This is a genomic window from Streptomyces sp. NBRC 110035 (assembly GCF_000829695.1).
In the GTDB taxonomy this organism is placed as follows: Bacteria; Actinomycetota; Actinomycetes; order Streptomycetales; family Streptomycetaceae; genus Streptomyces.
Map to the genome: position 1 here is coordinate 129,430 of NZ_BBNN01000015.1, position 17,809 is coordinate 147,238.

Sequence of the window (17,809 nt, forward strand, 5' to 3'; positions counted from 1 at the left end):
GCGTACAAACCCCGACGGCACGCGAAGGACCGCCCGGCCGCTCGAACCCGAGCAGCCGGGCCCTCCTCATGCCCTCACACTCACACCCACCGGATTCATCAGGGCCGAAAGTCCCAGCACACTCCCCAGCACACTCCCTGGCTCACGGCTCACGGCTCACGGCTCACGGCTCACGGCTCACGGCTCACGGCTCACGGCTCACGGCTCACGGCTCACGGCTCACGGCTCACGGCTCACGGCAACGTACGGCAGGAAGCAAGGCGTCCAAGCCGCGCCCCAGGGCAGAACAGGCCGGTGGAAACGAACCCGGGCGGAACAGAACCACCGCGACGCCCTCACGGCCGCACCACCGGCCGAGGCCGGCCCCGCATGCCCACACCCACTGCTGAACACACCCCTCCAGCCGCACCGCACACGGCACCGGACACCGCAGCCCCGGACACAGCACCCCTCGGGGACGCAGAAGACCCCCGGCCGTATCGACCGGGGGTCTCGCAATAATGTGTGGGGCTAACAGGATTTGAACCTGTGGCCTCATCCTTATCAGGGATGCGCTCTAACCAACTGAGCTATAGCCCCGCCGCGCTCTGCGGTGTATGTCCCGCGCGCTGACTCCTGAAGATTAGCGCACGACCGGGGCAGTCCCAAAATCGATTACCGGGAGGGCGTCGGAGCAGGCCGGGAAGGCGCCGGGCGCCGCTCTCACTCGTCCTCGGCCAGCGTCAGTTCGACGCCGCCGACGAAACCCGCGGAGAGGTTGTAGATGAACGCGCCGAGGGTCGCCAGGGCCGTCGCCAGGACGACGTCGATGACCGCGATGACCGTCGTGAACAGCAGCACGTTGGGCAGCGACAGGAACGACTGGAGGTCGAAGCCGTTCGACTCGTTGGAGCCGGTCGCCTCGGAGATGGTGCCGCCGACGGTGGAGAAGACGCCCATCGCGTCCATGACCATCCACAGCACCGCGGACGCGACGATCGTGCAGATGCCCAGGGCGATGGAGAGCAGGAAGCTGACCTTCATCACCGACCAGGGGTCGGCCTTGGCCACCCGCAGGCGCGCCTTGCGCACGCGCGGTGTGGTGCGCGCCCCGGTGCGCGGGCGGCGTACCGCGCCGGTCTGGCCCTCTGCCGTGCCCGCCTGCGCCGGGTAGGCCTGCGGCGGGTGGTACGGCTCCGCCTGCTGCTGCCGCCGTTCCCCCGGCAGCAGCGGTGAGGCCGCCTGAGCAGCGGCGCCCTGTCCGGGCGTGCTCTGCTGCCGGCCTCGGGTGTCCGTCACAGTCCCCCCCTGGGATCCATGTCTGTCGGACGAAGGCGAGTCCTTGCCGGGCGACTTGATCGCTTTCAGGTTGGTCGTGTGCGGATCCGTCGCCCGCGCTGCAGAGCCACGGTCACCGCCGTCCGTGCCCGTACTGGTACCGGTCGGTCCGGCGCCCGTGGCTCCGCTCACGCTGACTCACTCCTCGTGCTACTCGGCCGAGGGCGCCTCACCCTCGACCGTGCCGGTGGTCACGGCACCTTCATCGGTCTCGTCCACGGCCACGTCGCCGTCGACTTCCTCCGCCTCGCGTCCCGCCTCGGCGTTACGGGCGATGCCGACCACGGCATCGCGCTTGCCCAGATTGATCAGTTGGACGCCCATGGTGTCACGGCCCGTCTCCCTGACCCCGCTGACTCGCGTACGGATCACACCGCCCGACAGCGTGATGGCGAGGATCTCGTCGGTCTCCTCGACCACCAGCGCACCGACGAGAGTTCCACGATCCTCGACGATCTTGGCGGCCTTGATGCCGAGGCCGCCGCGACCCTGGACGCGGTACTCGTCGACAGCGGTCCGCTTCGCGTACCCGCCGTCTGTGGCAGTGAACACGAACGTACCGGGTCGAACAACATTCATCGAGAGCAGTTCGTCCCCTTCGCGGAAACTCATGCCCTTTACACCCGAAGTCGCACGGCCCATGGGCCGCAAAGTTTCGTCGGTCGCGGTGAAGCGGATCGACTGCGCCTTCTTGCTGATCAGTAGTAGATCATCATCCGACGAGACAAGTTCGGCCCCGATCAGTTCATCGTCGGAACCGTCCTCCTGCTCCCGCAGGTTGATCGCGATCACACCGCCCGAGCGCGGCGAATCATAGTCCTTCAGCGGCGTCTTCTTCACCAGGCCCGCCTTCGTGGCAAGGACCAGGTAGGGCACCGCCTCGTAGTCGCGGATCGCGAGGATCTGGGCGATCGCCTCGTCCGGCTGGAAGGCCAGCAGGTTCGCCACGTGCTGACCGCGCGCGTCCCGGCCGGCGTCGGGCAGTTCGTACGCCTTCGCCCGGTAGACCCGGCCCTTGTTGGTGAAGAACAGCAGCCAGTGGTGCGTGGTGGACACGAAGAAGTGGTTGACGATGTCGTCTTCCTTGAGCTTCGCGCCCCGTACGCCCTTGCCGCCCCGCTTCTGGGCCCGGTAGTCGTCGGTCTTGGTGCGCTTGATGTAGCCACCGCGCGTGACCGTGACGACGATGTCCTCCTCGGCGATCAGGTCCTCGATGGACATGTCGCCTTCATAGGGGATCAGCTTCGTCTTGCGGTCGTCACCGTACTTCTCGACCAGTGCGGCCAGTTCCGCGCTGACGATCCCGCGCTGGCGGGCCGGGGAGGCGAGGATCTGGTTGTACTCGTTGATCTTCGCCTGGAGTTCGTCGTGCTCCTGGACGATCTTCTGGCGTTCCAGTGCCGCCAGTCGGCGGAGCTGCATCTCCAGGATCGCGTTGGCCTGGATCTCGTCGATCTGCAGGAGGCCCATCAGGCCCCCGCGCGCGATCTCGGCGGTGTCACTGCGCCGGATCAGCGCGATGACCTCGTCGATGGCGTCCAGGGCCTTCAGCAGGCCCCGCAGGATGTGCGCGCGCTCCTCGGCCTTGCGCAGCCTGAAGCGCGTACGGCGGACGACGACCTCGATCTGGTGGTTCACCCAGTGGCGGATGAACGCGTCCAGGGAGAGCGTGCGGGGCACGCCGTCGACCAGGGCCAGCATGTTGGCGCCGAAGTTCGTCTGCAGGTCGGTGTGCTTGTAGAGGTTGTTCAGGACGACCTTGGCGACCGCGTCCCGCTTGAGCACGATGACCAGGCGCTGGCCGGTGCGGGACGACGTCTCGTCGCGGACGTCCGCGATGCCGCCGACCTTGCCGTCCTTCACCAGGTCGGCGATCTTCTGCGCGAGGTTGTCGGGGTTGGTCTGGTACGGCAGCTCGGTGACCACCAGGCACTGGCGGTTCTGGATCTCCTCGACCGCGACCACCGCGCGCATGGTGATCGAGCCGCGGCCCGTCCGGTACGCCTCTTCGATGCCCTTGCGGCCCACCACCAGGGCGCCGGTCGGGAAGTCGGGGCCCTTGATCCGCTCGATGAGCGCGTCGAGCAGCTCCTCGTTCGACGCCTCGTGGTGCTCCAGGTACCACTGGGCGCCGGCCGCGACCTCACGCAGGTTGTGCGGCGGAATGTTGGTCGCCATACCGACCGCGATGCCGGCCGACCCGTTGATCAGCAGGTTCGGGAAGCGGGCCGGCAGGACGGTCGGCTCCTGGGAGCGGCCGTCGTAGTTGTCCGTGAAGTCGACGGTCTCCTCGTCGATGTCGCGGACCATCTCCATCGACAGCGGCGCCATCTTGCACTCGGTGTACCGCATGGCCGCGGCGGGGTCGTTGCCCGGGGAGCCGAAGTTGCCGTTGGAGTCGACCAGAGGCATCCGCATCGACCACGGCTGCGCGAGGCGGACCAGCGCGTCGTAGATCGAGGAGTCGCCGTGCGGGTGGTAGTTGCCCATGACGTCGCCGACGACGCGCGCGCACTTGTAGAAGCCGCGCTCGGGCCGGTATCCGCCGTCGTACATGGCGTACAGCACACGGCGGTGGACGGGCTTGAGGCCGTCACGGACGTCCGGCAGCGCGCGCGAGACGATGACGGACATCGCGTAGTCGAGGTACGAACGCTGCATCTCCGTCTCGAGCCCGACGGGCTCGACGCGCAGGGCGAGGCCGTCCTCTTCGGGCGTGACGGGAGTGTTCTCGTCGGTCATTGCTGGTGAAGATCCTTCCTGGTGCGGTCAGCTGAGACCGACTCAGATGTCGAGGAAGCGGACGTCCTTGGCGTTGCGCTGGATGAACTGGCGGCGGGCCTCCACGTCCTCGCCCATGAGGACGGAGAACAGGTCGTCGGCCTGCGCGGCGTCGTCCAGGGTGACCTGGCCGAGGACGCGGTGCTCCTGGTCCATCGTGGTGATGCGCAGTTCCTCGGCGTTCATCTCGCCGAGACCCTTGAAGCGCTGGACGGAGTCCTCACGGATACGCTTGCCGGTCTGGCGGCCCAGCTCGATCAGCGCGTCACGCTCGCGGTCGGAGTACGCGTACTCGAAGTCGTCCCGGCCCCACTTGATCTTGTAGAGCGGGGGGCGGGAGAGGAACACGTGCCCGGCCTCGACCAGCGGCCGCATGAAGCGGAACAGGAACGTCAGCAACAGGGTGTTGATGTGCTGGCCGTCGACGTCGGCGTCCGCCATCAAGATGATCTTGTGATAGCGGAGCTTCTCGATGTCGAAGTCCTCGTGCACACCGGTGCCGAACGCGGAGATCATCGCCTGGATCTCCTGGTTCTGCAGGATCCGGTCGATGCGTGCCTTCTCGACGTTGAGGATCTTGCCCCGGATCGGGAGGATCGCCTGGTACTGCGGATTCCGGCCGGACTTGGCCGAACCGCCGGCGGAGTCGCCCTCGACGATGAAGATCTCGCACTTGATGGGGTCGTTCGACTGGCAGTCCGAGAGCTTGCCCGGCAGGGACGCCGACTCCAGCAGGCCCTTGCGACGGGTGAGGTCGCGGGCCTTGCGGGCCGCCACACGCGCGGTGGCCGCCGCGATGCCCTTGCGGATGATGTCCGCGGCCTCGTTGGGGTTGCGGTCCAGCCAGTCCGCCAGGTGCTCGTAGACGACCTTCTGGACGAAGGTCTTCACCTCGGTGTTGCCGAGCTTGGTCTTGGTCTGGCCCTCGAACTGGGGCTCGCTCAGCTTGACCGAGATGATCGCGGTCAGACCCTCGCGGATGTCGTCGCCCGTGAGGTTGTCGTCCTTCTCGCGCAGCAGCCTCTTGTCGCGCGCGTACTTGTTGATGAGCGAGGTGAGCGCCGCACGGAAGCCCTCTTCGTGCGTACCGCCCTCATGGGTGTGGATGATGTTGGCGAAGGAGTAGACGCCCTCGGTGTAGCCGCTGTTCCACTGCATGGCGACCTCGAGGGACAGGAGCTTCTCCTTGTCCTCGGCCTCGAGGTCGATCACGGTGGGGTGCACCACGTCGCCCTTGCGCGAGTTGAGGTACTTCACGAAGTCGACGATGCCGCCCTCGTAGTGGTACGAGACGGTCTTGACCTCGTACTTCTCGTCCTCGCCCGCCTCGTCCGCCCCGGCGGTCGCCTTCGCCGACTCGCGCTCGTCGGTGAGGTTGATCCGCAGACCCTTGTTGAGGAACGCCATCTCCTGGAAACGCCGCGACAGCGTCTCGAAGGAGTACTCGGTGGTCTCGAAGATGTCCGGGTCGGCCCAGAAGGTGACCGTGGTCCCGGTCTCGTCCGTGGCCTCCTGCTGGACCAGCGGGGCCGTGGGGACGCCCATCTTGTAGTCCTGCGTCCAGCGGTGGCCGTCGCGTTTGATCTCCACGGAGACCCTGCTCGACAGGGCGTTCACCACGGAGACACCGACGCCGTGCAGACCGCCGGAGACCGCGTATCCGCCGCCGCCGAACTTGCCGCCCGCGTGCAGCACGGTCAGCACGACCTCGACGGCCGGCTTGTTCTCCGAGGGGACGATGTCCACCGGGATGCCGCGGCCGTTGTCGACGACCCGGACACCGCCGTCGGCCAGGACCGTCACATCGATCGTGTCCGCGTGCCCGGCCAGCGCCTCGTCGACGGAGTTGTCGACAACCTCCTGCACCAAGTGGTGCAGCCCTCGTTCACCGGTCGAGCCGATGTACATGCCGGGTCGCTTGCGGACCGCGTCCAGACCCTCGAGGACGGTGATGGCGCTGGCGTCGTACGAAGCGGTGATCTCGCCGTTGAGGGCGGTCGCCTCGTTCTGCGCGCCGGTGTCGGTGGACGGGATGTTCTCGTTGGGGTTGCCGGAATCGGCCACGAAGCGCCCTTTCTGGCACACCACGAGCCAGGCTCGGCGGCGGGTTGCCGGAGCGGCTGCGGCATGTTGCGTTGATAAGCCTTGATCAGCGTTGCTCAGCTTTTCCCGGGCGGTCCCCACGATCGGGGCGGGATTGCTTCCAGTCTACCGGTAGCGCGGACATCGATGGGGGTTTGCCGGTACCTGAGTCCGCATGTGCCGCCCTCAACCGGTCTCGTCCGACTCCCGATATGCGGATGGGGGCTCCAAGAGGCTCACGAGGGCACCCAGCGCTTCCGACCGTCCACCCTTGGCTACTTACGAGTCAGGTGGCGATCCGGCCCCCCGCCCGGGACGCGACGAAAGAGGTCCCCCGGGGCCGGGCACGCCCCCGGAACCCCTCGGTGTGACGTCGGTCACCATGGCGTGGGAGGCCTGGAAAACAGCCCTGAACGGGCCCCGGTCACCCGTACGTGTCACCCGGGCCGGTGCTCCCGGGGGCGCGCAGCGGGCCGTAACGGCGAGCCGGACCACCCGGTCCGTTGACCTTGATCAGCCTCACCGTGCCGTGGCCCAGGTCCTCGTTCAGCCGGGCGACCAGGGTCGGGGCGAGCAGCCGCAGATTCGTCGCCCACGCGGTGGAGTCGCAGCGCACGACCAGGACCCGCTCGTCCTCGTCGTAACGCTCCGGCTCGCAGTGCTTGGCCACGTCCTCACCGACGATCTCCGGCCAGCGCCCCATCACACCGCCCACCGCAGCCGGGGCCTCCCATCCGCGCTCGGTGAGCAGCCGGTTGATCGCCGCGCCGAGCGCCATGGGATCGCGCCGGTCCCCGCGCGCACCCGAGCGCAGGCCACCGCGCCGTGCCAGCTTCTTCTGCTGCGCCACGTCTCCCCGCGCGCGTGCCGCCTCCTTCGCCGCACGCAACGCCACACGCGCCAGGTCGACACCCGAGGGCTCGGGAGTCGCCTCCTGAGCTCCCGCGGGGGTGCCCTCGGGCCCGTCGGGCTCGCTCATACCCGCTGCACCGCCCCCTCGGCCACCGCGAACCGCGTCCCCGACAGCACATGGGGGACGTCGTCGTCGACGGCCGCGGTCACCAGCACCTGCTCACCGGGCGCGACCAGCTCGGCGAGACGCTCACGACGGCGGGTGTCCAGCTCGGCGAAGACGTCGTCGAGGACCAGCACCGGCTCGTTGCCCTCGGCGCGCAGCAGGTCGTAGGAGGCCAGGCGCAGGGCCAGCGCGTAGGACCAGGACTCGCCGTGGGAGGCATAGCCCTTGGCCGGCAGCCGGCCCAGATTGAGCAGCAGATCGTCGCGGTGCGGGCCGACCAGGGTGACACCCCGTTCGACCTCCTGCTTGCGCGCCTCGGCGAGCGCGGCCGACATCTGCTCGAACAGGTCCTCGCGCGTGTGCGCCTCCCCGGGGGCCGACGGCTTGTACTCCAGCGCGAGGGGACCGCCGCCCGGCGCGAGCTGTTCGTACGCCTTGTCGGCGAGTGGCTGGATCGCGGCGATCAGATCCAGCCGCTGGGCCAGCAGTTCGGCACCCACACGCGCGAGATGCTGGTCCCAGACGTCGAGGGTGGACAGATCCATGGTGCGCCCGCCGTGGCGGCGGGCCAGCGCGGCCGACTTCAGCAGCGTGTTCCGCTGTTTGAGGACACGGTCGTAGTCGGAACGGACACCGGCCATGCGCGGGGAGCGGGCGGTGATCAGCTCGTCCAGGAACCGACGCCGCTCACCGGGATCGCCCTTGACCAGGGCCAGGTCCTCGGGCGCGAACAGGACCGTGCGGACGATCCCCAGCACGTCCCGGGGCCTGACCTGGGAGGACCTGTTGATCCGGGCGCGGTTGGCGCGGCCCGGGTTCAGCTCCAGCTCGACGAGCTGCTGCCGCTCGCCCTGCCGGACCTGGGCCCGGATGATTGCGCGCTCGGCACCCATGCGGACCAGCGGGGCGTCGGAGGAGACACGGTGGCTGCCGAGGGTGGCGAGATAGCCGACCGCCTCGACGAGGTTCGTCTTGCCCTGCCCATTGGGGCCGACGAAGGCCGTGACCCCCGGGTCGAGCGGGACCTCGACCCGGGGATAGGACCGGAAATCGGCCAGCGACAGATGCGTGACATGCATGATCGTTCGCCGACCTCCCCCGGCGTTGTGGACCGTCGTGCGGTCCTGTGGGCCCTCTGGACGGCAGCCCCGGAACGGCCCTGACCGATCAGCCCGTGGCTGCCCCGGCTGCTCCGTGGACTGCTGCTCCGCGGGTTACTTCTTCTCGACCGTGTGGCCGCCGAACTGGTTGCGCAGCGCCGCGATCATCTTCATCTGCGGCGAGTCCTCCTGGCGGGAGGAGAACCGCGCGAACAGTGACGCGGTGATCGCCGGCAGCGGGACCGCGTTGTCGATCGCGGCCTCCACGGTCCAGCGTCCCTCACCGGAGTCCTGCGCGTATCCCCGGAGGTCCTCCAGGTGCTCGTCCTCGTGCAGTGCGTTCACCGCGAGGTCGAGCAGCCAGGAGCGGATGACCGTGCCCTCCTGCCAGGAACGGAAGACCTCCCGGACATCGGTCACCGAGTCGACCTTCTCCAGCAGCTCCCAGCCCTCGGCATAGGCCTGCATCATCGCGTACTCGATGCCGTTGTGAACCATCTTGGCGAAGTGGCCGGCGCCGACCTTGCCGGCGTGCACCGAGCCGAAGTCGCCCTCCGGCTTGAGGGCGTCGAAAACCGGCTGCACCTTGGCGACGTGCTCCTTGTCGCCGCCGTACATCAGCGCGTAGCCGTTCTCCAGGCCCCAGACGCCGCCGGAGACACCGCAGTCGACGAAGCCTATGCCCTTGGCCGCCAGTTCCCCGGCGTGCTTCTCGTCGTCGGTCCAGCGGGAGTTGCCGCCGTCCACGACGACATCGCCGGGCTGCAGCAGCACCGCGAGTTCGTCGATGGTCGACTGGGTGGCCTCGCCTGCCGGGACCATCACCCAGACCACACGCGGGCCCTCGAGCTTGCCCACCAGTTCTTCCAGGCTGTGGACATCGGCGAGGTCCGGGTTGCGGTCGTATCCGAGGACGGTGTGGCCCGCGCGACGAATCCGCTCGCGCATGTTGCCGCCCATCTTGCCGAGGCCGACGAGACCGAGCTCCATCAGTTGTGTTCCTTAGGTTGCGACGTGGCGTGGCGGCACGAGTGTGCCGCGGCACTTACGTACCGCACCGACCCTAAACCCGGGCGCTCACGCACATCTGTGGGCATACGCGCTCAGGCGTACGCCCTTACCTGCGGTTTCACCTGCGTCGGCCGACCAGCCCTCTTCCTGCCGCTCTCCGTCCCTTCCGGGTCCGGTGCGATCCGGTACCCACACGCGCGGTCCGCTGTCCACCGGGCCCGGAAGCACTGTGCACACCTGTGGACCGACGCGGGCGGCCACGGACGGGCGGGCGAGCTCAGCCGCTGAGTCGCACCGGCATGATCAGGTACTTGTAGGCGTCGTCCGCCTCCGCGTCCACCGCAGGCCTGCCGCTGAGCAGGGCGGGCTTGGTGGACGTGGTGAACGACAGCTGTGCCACCGGGGAGTCGATGGCGCTCAGGCCGTCCAGCAGGAACGTGGGATTGAAGGCGATCGAGATGTCGTCGCCCTCCAGCTGCGCGTCGACCCTTTCCACAGCCTGTGCGTCGTCGCTGGAACCGGCCTCCAGGATGAGCACTCCCTGCTCGAAGCTGAGCCGCACCGGGGTGTTGCGCTCGGCGACCAGGGCCACACGCTTGACGGCCTCCACGAAGGGGGCGGTCTCGATGACGGCGACGCTGTTGAACTCGGTCGGGAACAGCGTGCGGTACTTCGGGAGGTCACCCTCCAGCAGCCGCGTGGTCGTGCGTCGGCCCGCGCCTTCGAATCCGATCAGGCCCTCCCCCGCACCCGAGCCGGACAGAGCCAGGATCACCTGGTCGCCACTGGTCAGCGCCTTGGCAGTGTCCAGAAGCGTCTTGGCCGGGACCAGGGCGACGGCCGAGGCCTCCGGGTTCTCCGGCTTCCACAGGAACTCCCGGACCGCGAAGCGGTAGCGGTCGGTGGAGGCCAGCGTCACCGTGTCGCCCTCGATCTCGATGCGGACACCGGTCAGGACGGGCAGGGTGTCGTCGCGGCCTGCCGCGATGGCGACCTGCTGCACGGCGGAAGCGAAGACCTCGCCGGGAACCGTGCCCGTCGCGTTCGGCATCTGCGGCAGGGCCGGGTACTCCTCCACCGGCAGCGTGTGGAGCGTGAACCGAGAGGAGCCGCAGACCACCGTCGCCCGCACACCGTCTGTGGAAATCTCCACCGGCCGGTTCGGCAGGGCGCGGGAGATGTCGGCGAGCAGTCGGCCCGAGACGAGAACCGTGCCCTCCTCCTCGACCTCCGCCTCCACCGAGACCCGCGCGGAGACCTCGTAGTCGAAGCTGGACAGGCTCAGCTGTCCCGCCTCGGCCTTCAGCAGCAGGCCTGCGAGGACCGGCGCCGGCGGACGGGCCGGGAGGCTGCGCGCCGCCCAGGCCACTGCCTCCGCGAGTACGTCGCGTTCCACCCGGATCTTCACCGTAAGCCGCCTCCTGCTGTTGCCGGCGTTCTCGCGCCCTGCTTCGCCTTCGTCATCTGACCCGGTGTCGTCGGCCTCTGGGAGGGGAAGGACACCGGGAACAGTCTGACGCACCGCACTGACAGTAGGCGCCCCTCGGGGTCAAGTCGTGACGAGGGGCAGTCGGCGGCGAAGCGGTGAGTTGTGCACAGGACCCTCTTCGAAACGGATTCCTCACTCTCTCTAGTTGGGAGTAGTAGTAGGGCCTGTGGATACCGTGGATAACCTCGTTTTCCCAGCTCAGAGCCCAGATTTTGTCCACTGCCCCTGTGGGCGGAGCCGGTGGACAACTCGGGGTTTCTGTGGAGAACAGAAAGTTCTGCACACTCCGTGCACAGGTTGGACCGAGTTGTCCCCAGCTCCGTCCCCAGGTTTGCCGGTCTTTCCCACAGGTCCCCTCGGCACCTTGGTGTGACGCCTTTCACTCGACCCGGTGAGGGGGCGCGTCACGTTGCCGAACAGTGGACAGGCGTGTGGAGAAGTGCATGATCGCTGGGGACAAGCAGGCCCAGCCTGTGGATCATCTGTGGACAACTTTGTACACAGGCTGTGGATCATCGTTCTGTCCACAGCCTGTGGGGATCGCTTGTCCACGAATCCACAGCCGGTTGACCTGGCTCGATCGTCCCCCGTTTGGCGGCCCTGTGGACAGGATCGGGACAACTTTGCGGTCCCCAGGATGTGGACGGGAAAAACTTGACGAATCTGTGGAGGAAGGCCGTAACCCGGCGCTGAAATCGAACAGCGGACGGGACCTCGAGGACGGCGCGGCCGACGACGACCTGACAGAGACTCGACGGGAGGACGGGAGGAGACGGCTGAGGGGGAGGATCGGCGGGGCCCGGCTGCGGACGACACGGAAGGGCGTCCCCGGATGTGGTCCGGGGACGCCCTTCCTGCGTCTCTGAATGCCTCGGAGGGGGCCAAGCCGGCCTCTGAGGGGGGAAGCCTCCGACTGCTGTGCACGGGCGTGGGACTCCCTCGTGCCGCGACGGGCACTCGGTGAGTGCCTAGCCGGCCTTGATGCGGTTGGTGAGTTCGGTGACCTGGTTGTAGATGGAGCGCCGCTCCGCCATCAGATTGCGGATCTTCCGGTCCGCGTGCATCACCGTCGTATGGTCACGGCCCCCGAACAGCGCGCCGATCTTCGGCAGCGACAGGTCGGTCAGCTCACGGCACAGGTACATCGCGATCTGCCGCGCGGTCACCAGCGCGCGTCCACGCGAGGTGCCGCAGAGGTCCTCGACCGTGAGCCCGAAGTAGTCGGCGGTCGCGCCCATGATGGCCGTCGAGGTGATCTCCGGCGAGGAGTCGTCCCCGCCGGGCATCAGGTCCTTCAGGACGATCTCGGTCAGCCCGAGGTCCACCGGCTGCCGGTTGAGCGAGGCGAAGGCCGTCACCCGGATCAGCGCGCCCTCCAGCTCACGGATGTTCCGCGAGATCCGGGAGGCGATGAACTCCAGTACCTCCGGCGGGGCGTTGAGCTGCTCCTGCACCGCCTTCTTGCGCAGGATCGCGATCCGCGTCTCCAGCTCCGGCGGCTGGACGTCGGTGATCAGGCCCCATTCGAAACGGTTGCGCAGCCGGTCCTCCAGCGTGACCAGCTGCTTGGGCGGCCGGTCACTGGAGAGCACAATCTGCTTGTTGGCGTTGTGCAGTGTGTTGAAGGTGTGGAAGAACTCCTCCTGCGTCGACTCCTTGTCCGCGAGGAACTGGATGTCGTCGACCAGCAGGATGTCCATTTCCCGGTACCGCTTGCGGAAGCTGTCGCCCTTGCCGTCGCGGATGGAGTTGATGAATTCGTTGGTGAACTCCTCCGAGCTCACGTACCGCACCCGGGTGCCGGGATAGAGGCTGCGTGCGTAGTGTCCGATCGCGTGCAGCAGGTGCGTCTTGCCGAGCCCGGACTCCCCGTAGATGAAGAGAGGGTTGTAGGCCTTCGCGGGTGCCTCGGCCACCGCCACCGCCGCCGCGTGTGCGAAGCGGTTGGAGGCGCCGATGACGAACGTGTCGAAGAGGTACTTCGGGTTCAGCCGGGCGGTCGGTTCACCGGGACCGGTTGCCGGCGCGGGCTGCGCGGCCAGCGGGCCGGGGGCACCACTGGCGGGCAGGTTCGGGCCGACGGGGCCGCCACGATGGACGTGACCGGTGCCGGAGGGAGGCGCAGGCAGCTCGCGACGGACCGCGTCGCGCTGGTCGTAGTCGCCGCGGTTGTAGTCCTTGCGGTCGTACTCCGCGCGTGATGTCTCGTAGTCGGAGCGCTGCTGCTCGTAGGACGGACGCTCCAGCGGCTGCGGGCGGTAGTCCTGCGAGGGAGTGCCACCGTAGCCGTCCTGGGAGCCGTACGTCTCCTGGGACGGTGAGGCGTAAGGATCGCCGTCCGGGAAGCCGAGGCGCTGCTGCTGCCAGCTGTATTCGTCCTGCGCCGGGCGAGGCCAGGAGCCGGGTTCCGGGCGCTGGTACTCCGAGGGGTAGGCCGGGCGGGCGGTGGGGAGCTGGTCGCCCGGTGGTCCGGGACGATGGTCGGCGCGGCGTCGGCCGTAGCCCTCGTAGCTTTCGTAATTGTCGTACTGTTCGCGCTCCTGGCGCTCCTGGCGCTCCTGGCGCTCCTGGCGCTCCTGCCTGTCCGGACGGTCCTGCCGGGCCGGCGGGAGTTCGGTTTCCTCGTAGCGCGGCTGAGGGCGGGGAGCGAGCGGGGCCGGAGGCTCTCCCGCGGAGTCGTCGACGGTGATGGCGATACGGATGGGGCGCCCGCACTCGCGGCTCAGACTCTCGCTGACGACTGGTGCCAGACGGCCCTCGAGGACGCCCTTGGCGAACTCGTTCGGCACGGCGAGCAGGGCGGTGTCGGCGACCAGCGCCAACGGCTGGCAGCGCCGGATCCAGTGTTCGTCCTTTCCCTCCACTCCCTGGCCCCGGCCCTCTCCGAGGAGCTGCTCCAATACGCGTGGCCACACTGCGGCAAGATCGGCAGGTACGTCAGCCACAGGGCACGCTCTCTCACAGGCCCCTCGAACGTGTGGTTCAGGGACGGGTTGGGTTCTCAAAGGGTTGCTGGAGGGACAAAGGAACGAATCGGAGTTCGGCCACGGTAGTCAGGGCGGCCGGTACGGTTCAAGTTGTTGTCCCCAGCCTGTGGACAAGTGTCTCCCGGCGGCGACTGGTTTGACCGGATGGCGCAGCCGCGCGTACCGTGACGAGGTCGAGTTGTCGATGGCTGCTGCCGCCTGCCTCCGATGGGCACAGATCGCGCAAGATGATCGGTCAGCGGTGCACTCGGGCGTAACGCGAGCTACTCGTGGGCGCACGGTGACAGCCAGGACGGCACCCCGCAATCTACGAACTCTTTCTGGAGCCCCCGAGTGAGCAAGCGCACCTTCCAGCCGAACAACCGTCGTCGCGCCAAGACCCACGGCTTCCGGCTGCGTATGCGCACCCGTGCCGGCCGCGCGATCCTCGCGTCCCGCCGTGTCAAGGGTCGCACCCGTCTGTCCGCCTGATCCTGATCAGGTCATGACGTCGTGCTGCCCACCGAGAACCGGCTGAGGCTGCGCGAGGACTTCGCGACCGCGGTACGACGGGGGCGCCGGGCCGGAAGCCGGCACCTCGTCGTACATCTACGCAGCGGTGTCACGGACCCGCATGCGCCTGGGCAGAACGCTGCCCCGACGCGTGCGGGTTTCGTCGTAAGCAAGGCGGTGGGTGGCGCGGTCGTGCGGAACAAGGTGAAGCGCAGGCTTCGCCACCTGATGCGCGATCGAGTCGCCCTGCTGCCCCCCGGTAGCCTGGTAGTCGTACGAGCGCTGCCCGGAGCAGGTGACGCCGACCATGCACAACTGGCCCAAGACCTGGATGCCGCTCTTCAGCGGTTGCTGGGAGGGGGCACGCGATGAAGTACCCGCTGCTGGTTCTGATCAAGCTCTATCAGTGGACGATCAGTCCTCTGCTCGGGCCTGTATGCAAGTACTACCCGTCGTGTTCCCACTACGGCTACACGGCCATCGACCGGCACGGTGCCGTCAAGGGCACAGCACTCACGGCTTGGCGCATCCTGCGGTGCAATCCGTGGTCGCTGGGCGGGGTGGACCATGTCCCGCCGCGCAAGCGCCCGCGGTGGCACGAAATGTTGCGTAACGCCTGGCGTGCACGCAAGGGCGGGCCCGCCTCCGCCGAACCGGCCACCGAAGGACGGACCCCTCCCGTGAGTCCGAGTTCTCCGAGTCCGGCCGCAGAGACCTCGCCCCATGCCCAAGGAGCATGATTAGTGGACACGATTGCCAGCCTCTTCAGCTTCATCACGACACCTGTCTCCTGGGTCATCGTCCAGTTCCACAGCGTGTACGGGGCCCTCTTCGGCCCGGACACCGGATGGGCCTGGGGCCTGTCCATCGTGTCCCTGGTGATTCTGATCCGTATCTGCCTGATCCCGCTCTTCGTGAAGCAGATCAAGGCGACGCGCGCGATGCAGACGCTCCAGCCGGAGATGAAGAAGATCCAGGAGCGCTACAAGAACGACAAGCAGCGCCAGTCCGAAGAGATGATGAAGCTGTACAAGGATGCGGGCACCAACCCGCTCTCCTCGTGCCTTCCCATCCTGGCGCAGTCCCCGTTCTTCTTCGCCCTGTACCACGTGCTCAACAGCATCGCGTCCAACGACACCGTCGGCGTGATCAACGAGCGTCTGCTGGAAAGCGCGCAGAAGGCGCACATTTTCGGTGCCCCGCTCGCGGCGAAGTTCACGGACAACGCGGACAAGGTCGAGGCCCTCAACGCCTCCCTGACCGATGTGCGCATCATCACGGCGCTCATGATCGTGTTGATGTCGCTGTCGCAGTTCTACACGCAGCGCCAGCTGATGACGAAGAACGTCGACACCACGGTGAAGACGCCGTTCATGCAGCAGCAGAAGATGCTGATGTACGTCTTCCCCGTCATCTTCGCCGTCTTCGGTATCAACTTCCCCGTCGGTGTCCTCGTCTACTGGCTGACCACCAACGTGTGGACCATGGGCCAGCAGATGTACGTCATCCACAACAACCCGACGCCGGGTTCCAAGGCACAGGCCGCTTACCTGGAGCGCTTCTCCAAGACCGTCACCCGGCACGGCAAGACCCGCAACCGCCGTGAGCGTGCCATCGTCAAGGCCATCGTCGCCAAGGGCCGGGACCGTAACGAGTACGAGCGCAAGTTCATCAACGGGCTGAACAAGGCAGGTCTCGCGGCCCAGACCGACGGCGCGGTGGTCAAGAGCGACGCCACGGCCGCCGCCCAGGCGGAGGACGGTGCCCCGACCACGGCCCAGGCCGCGAAGCGGCAGCAGCCCAAGCGGCAGAGCAAATCCCAGCGCCAGGGCGGTGCGGCGAAGGCAGCCGGTGAGACCCCCTCGCTGACCAAGGCCGAGGAACCCCAGGACGACGTCAAGCCCGCCGTCCCTGCCAAGAAGGGCAACGCGAAGCCCGGCGGAAGCACCCGCAGCAAGGCCCAGTCCGGACAGCGCAAGGGCCCGCAGCGGCCCAAGTCCCCGTCCAAGAAGTAAGAAGGAGTCCATCCCGTGACGGAAGGCACCACCTCCGCCGCTGCCGAGGGCGTAGATACCCTGACCCGCTTGGAGCAGGAGGGCGAGATCGCAGCGGACTACCTCGAGGGTCTGCTCGACATCGCCGACCTCGACGGTGACATCGACATGGACGTCGAGGCCGACCGTGCCTCTGTCTCGATCATCAGTGACTCGTCCGGCCGTGACCTGCAGAAGCTGGTCGGTCGTGACGGCGAGGTACTCGAAGCGCTCCAGGAACTCACGCGCCTGGCCGTGCACCGTGAGACCGGTGACCGCAGTCGGCTGATGCTTGACATCGCGGAATACCGTGCCAAGAAGCGGGCCGAGCTGTCCGAGCTCGGCGCGAAGGCGGCCGCCGAGGCCAGGAGCAGCGGTGAGCCCGTGAAGCTCGACCCGATGACGCCGTTCGAGCGCAAGGTCGTGCACGACGCGGTCAAGGCCGCCGGCCTGAGCAGTGAGTCCGAGGGTGAGGAGCCGCAGCGCTTCGTTGTCGTGCTTCCCGCCTGAACGGTTCCACGTCCCACCGGCCCCGTCTGTTGCGCAGACGGGGCCGAATTTTGTCAGCCTGATAGTTCTGTGGTGTCGGCCCGTGCGTCGGCACCATACGGAAGGACGGTCCACCGTGACGGAGGCAGCAGAGCTTCCCCCCGCTCCCGAACAGGCTCGTGAAGTGTTTGGCGATCGCTTTGCGGACGCGGTGCGTTACGCGGAGCTGCTTGCCGAGGCGGGCGTGCAGCGTGGTCTGATCGGTCCGCGGGAGGTGCCCCGGCTGTGGGGGCGGCATCTGCTGAACTGCGCGGTGCTCTCGGAGGTCGTCTCCGAGGGCGTGACGGTGTGTGATGTCGGCTCAGGTGCCGGCCTGCCCGGCATTCCTTTGGCTCTGGCCCGGGAGGATCTCAAGATCACGCTCTTGGAGCCGCTGCTACGGCGTACCACCTTCCTGACCGAAGTCGTGGAGCTGCTGGGTCTGGACCATGTGACGGTCGTCCGTGGGCGAGCCGAGGAGGTCATGGGAACGCTGCCTCCGGTGCATGTGGTGACCGCGCGGGCTGTGGCTCCACTCGACCGTCTCGCCACGTGGGGCATCCCCTTGCTGCGACCCTACGGAGAGATGCTCGCACTCAAGGGTGATGCTGCTGAGGAGGAGCTGAAAAGCGCGACCGCTGCTCTGAACAAGCTCGGCGCAGTGGCCACATCGGTCGTGCATGTGGGTGAGGGGGTGGTGGATCCGATGTCCACGGTCGTGCGCGTCGAGGTCGGGGAAAGCCCTGGAGGTGTGCGCTTCGCGGCGAAGCGTGCGAAGGCTGCCCGCACGGGACGTGTGCGGCGCCGACGCGGGTAACGGGTACGCACGCCCTGCGGCAGGACGGCTGACTGTCAGGCATACGCTCTGAGAGGTCAGACGTACTCCACACAAGCTGCCGAACCTCTGCGTGCCGGAGTGTCGAGGCAGCGCGGCCCCGGCTGCTGTGCATCGTGTTTCACGTGAAACGTCG

At 67.7% G+C, this 17,809-nt stretch carries 14 protein-coding genes and 1 tRNA gene; 6 read left to right on the top strand and 9 right to left on the bottom strand.

Annotated elements, in window-relative coordinates; all coding sequences use genetic code 11:
• Positions 1 to 505: 505 nt before the first annotated feature.
• From TU30_RS00690 to dnaA, 9 genes are all read right to left on the bottom strand, one after another.
• Positions 506 to 579, bottom strand: a tRNA-Ile gene (locus tag TU30_RS00690).
• Between the two features lie 123 nt (positions 580 to 702).
• Positions 703 to 1,449 (bottom strand): DUF3566 domain-containing protein, encoded by a 747-nt coding sequence (locus TU30_RS00695; RefSeq protein ID WP_078878013.1) that lies wholly within the window; start codon positions 1,447 to 1,449, stop codon positions 703 to 705.
• Between the two features lie 18 nt (positions 1,450 to 1,467).
• Positions 1,468 to 4,059: a DNA gyrase subunit A gene (gene gyrA, locus TU30_RS00700; RefSeq protein ID WP_042163168.1), complete on the bottom strand. Its 2,592-nt coding sequence runs from the start codon at positions 4,057 to 4,059 to the stop codon at positions 1,468 to 1,470.
• Positions 4,060 to 4,101: 42 nt separating this feature from the next.
• Complete coding sequence (gene gyrB, locus TU30_RS00705; RefSeq protein WP_176726178.1) at positions 4,102 to 6,162, bottom strand: DNA topoisomerase (ATP-hydrolyzing) subunit B; 2,061 nt, start codon at positions 6,160 to 6,162, stop codon at positions 4,102 to 4,104.
• A 442-nt stretch (positions 6,163 to 6,604) separates the two neighbouring features.
• Positions 6,605 to 7,159 carry a DUF721 domain-containing protein gene (locus TU30_RS00710; RefSeq protein ID WP_042163171.1) on the bottom strand — a complete coding sequence of 185 codons (555 nt, stop codon included), beginning with the start codon at positions 7,157 to 7,159 and terminating at the stop codon, positions 6,605 to 6,607.
• Positions 7,156 to 8,277, bottom strand: coding sequence for a DNA replication/repair protein RecF (recF, locus tag TU30_RS00715; protein WP_042163172.1), 1,122 nt, complete (start codon positions 8,275 to 8,277; stop codon positions 7,156 to 7,158). Before recF ends, TU30_RS00710 begins: the two co-directional genes overlap by 4 nt.
• A gap of 135 nt (positions 8,278 to 8,412) precedes the next feature.
• Complete coding sequence (gnd, locus tag TU30_RS00720; RefSeq protein WP_042163174.1) at positions 8,413 to 9,288, bottom strand: phosphogluconate dehydrogenase (NAD(+)-dependent, decarboxylating); 876 nt, start codon at positions 9,286 to 9,288, stop codon at positions 8,413 to 8,415.
• 298 nt (positions 9,289 to 9,586) lie between these two features.
• Positions 9,587 to 10,717 carry a DNA polymerase III subunit beta gene (gene dnaN, locus TU30_RS00725; protein WP_042163176.1) on the bottom strand — a complete coding sequence of 377 codons (1,131 nt, stop codon included), beginning with the start codon at positions 10,715 to 10,717 and terminating at the stop codon, positions 9,587 to 9,589.
• Between the two features lie 1,049 nt (positions 10,718 to 11,766).
• A complete protein-coding gene (gene dnaA, locus TU30_RS00730; protein WP_078878015.1) occupies positions 11,767 to 13,743 on the bottom strand; it encodes a chromosomal replication initiator protein DnaA in 1,977 nt (658 codons plus the stop codon).
• A 375-nt stretch (positions 13,744 to 14,118) separates the two neighbouring features.
• Between dnaA and rpmH the strand changes: the two genes are divergently transcribed.
• The 6 genes from rpmH (at position 14,119) to rsmG (ending at position 17,655) form a co-directional block, all read left to right on the top strand.
• Positions 14,119 to 14,256 carry a 50S ribosomal protein L34 gene (gene rpmH, locus TU30_RS00735; RefSeq protein WP_042163181.1) on the top strand — a complete coding sequence of 46 codons (138 nt, stop codon included), beginning with the start codon at positions 14,119 to 14,121 and terminating at the stop codon, positions 14,254 to 14,256.
• A gap of 21 nt (positions 14,257 to 14,277) precedes the next feature.
• Positions 14,278 to 14,649: a ribonuclease P protein component gene (gene rnpA, locus TU30_RS33335; RefSeq protein WP_078878016.1), complete on the top strand. Its 372-nt coding sequence runs from the start codon at positions 14,278 to 14,280 to the stop codon at positions 14,647 to 14,649.
• Positions 14,646 to 15,017 carry a membrane protein insertion efficiency factor YidD gene (gene yidD, locus TU30_RS33340; protein ID WP_078878017.1) on the top strand — a complete coding sequence of 124 codons (372 nt, stop codon included), beginning with the start codon at positions 14,646 to 14,648 and terminating at the stop codon, positions 15,015 to 15,017. Before rnpA ends, yidD begins: the two co-directional genes overlap by 4 nt.
• Positions 15,018 to 15,020: 3 nt before the next feature.
• Entirely contained in the window at positions 15,021 to 16,292 is a 1,272-nt protein-coding gene (yidC, locus tag TU30_RS00745) for a membrane protein insertase YidC (protein ID WP_042163185.1), read from the top strand.
• Positions 16,293 to 16,307: 15 nt separating this feature from the next.
• Positions 16,308 to 16,820, top strand: a complete 513-nt coding sequence (locus tag TU30_RS00750; RefSeq protein WP_042163187.1) for a R3H domain-containing nucleic acid-binding protein — start codon at positions 16,308 to 16,310, stop codon at positions 16,818 to 16,820.
• A 115-nt stretch (positions 16,821 to 16,935) separates the two neighbouring features.
• Positions 16,936 to 17,655, top strand: a complete 720-nt coding sequence (gene rsmG, locus TU30_RS00755; protein ID WP_042163189.1) for a 16S rRNA (guanine(527)-N(7))-methyltransferase RsmG — start codon at positions 16,936 to 16,938, stop codon at positions 17,653 to 17,655.
• Positions 17,656 to 17,809: the final 154 nt, after the last annotated feature.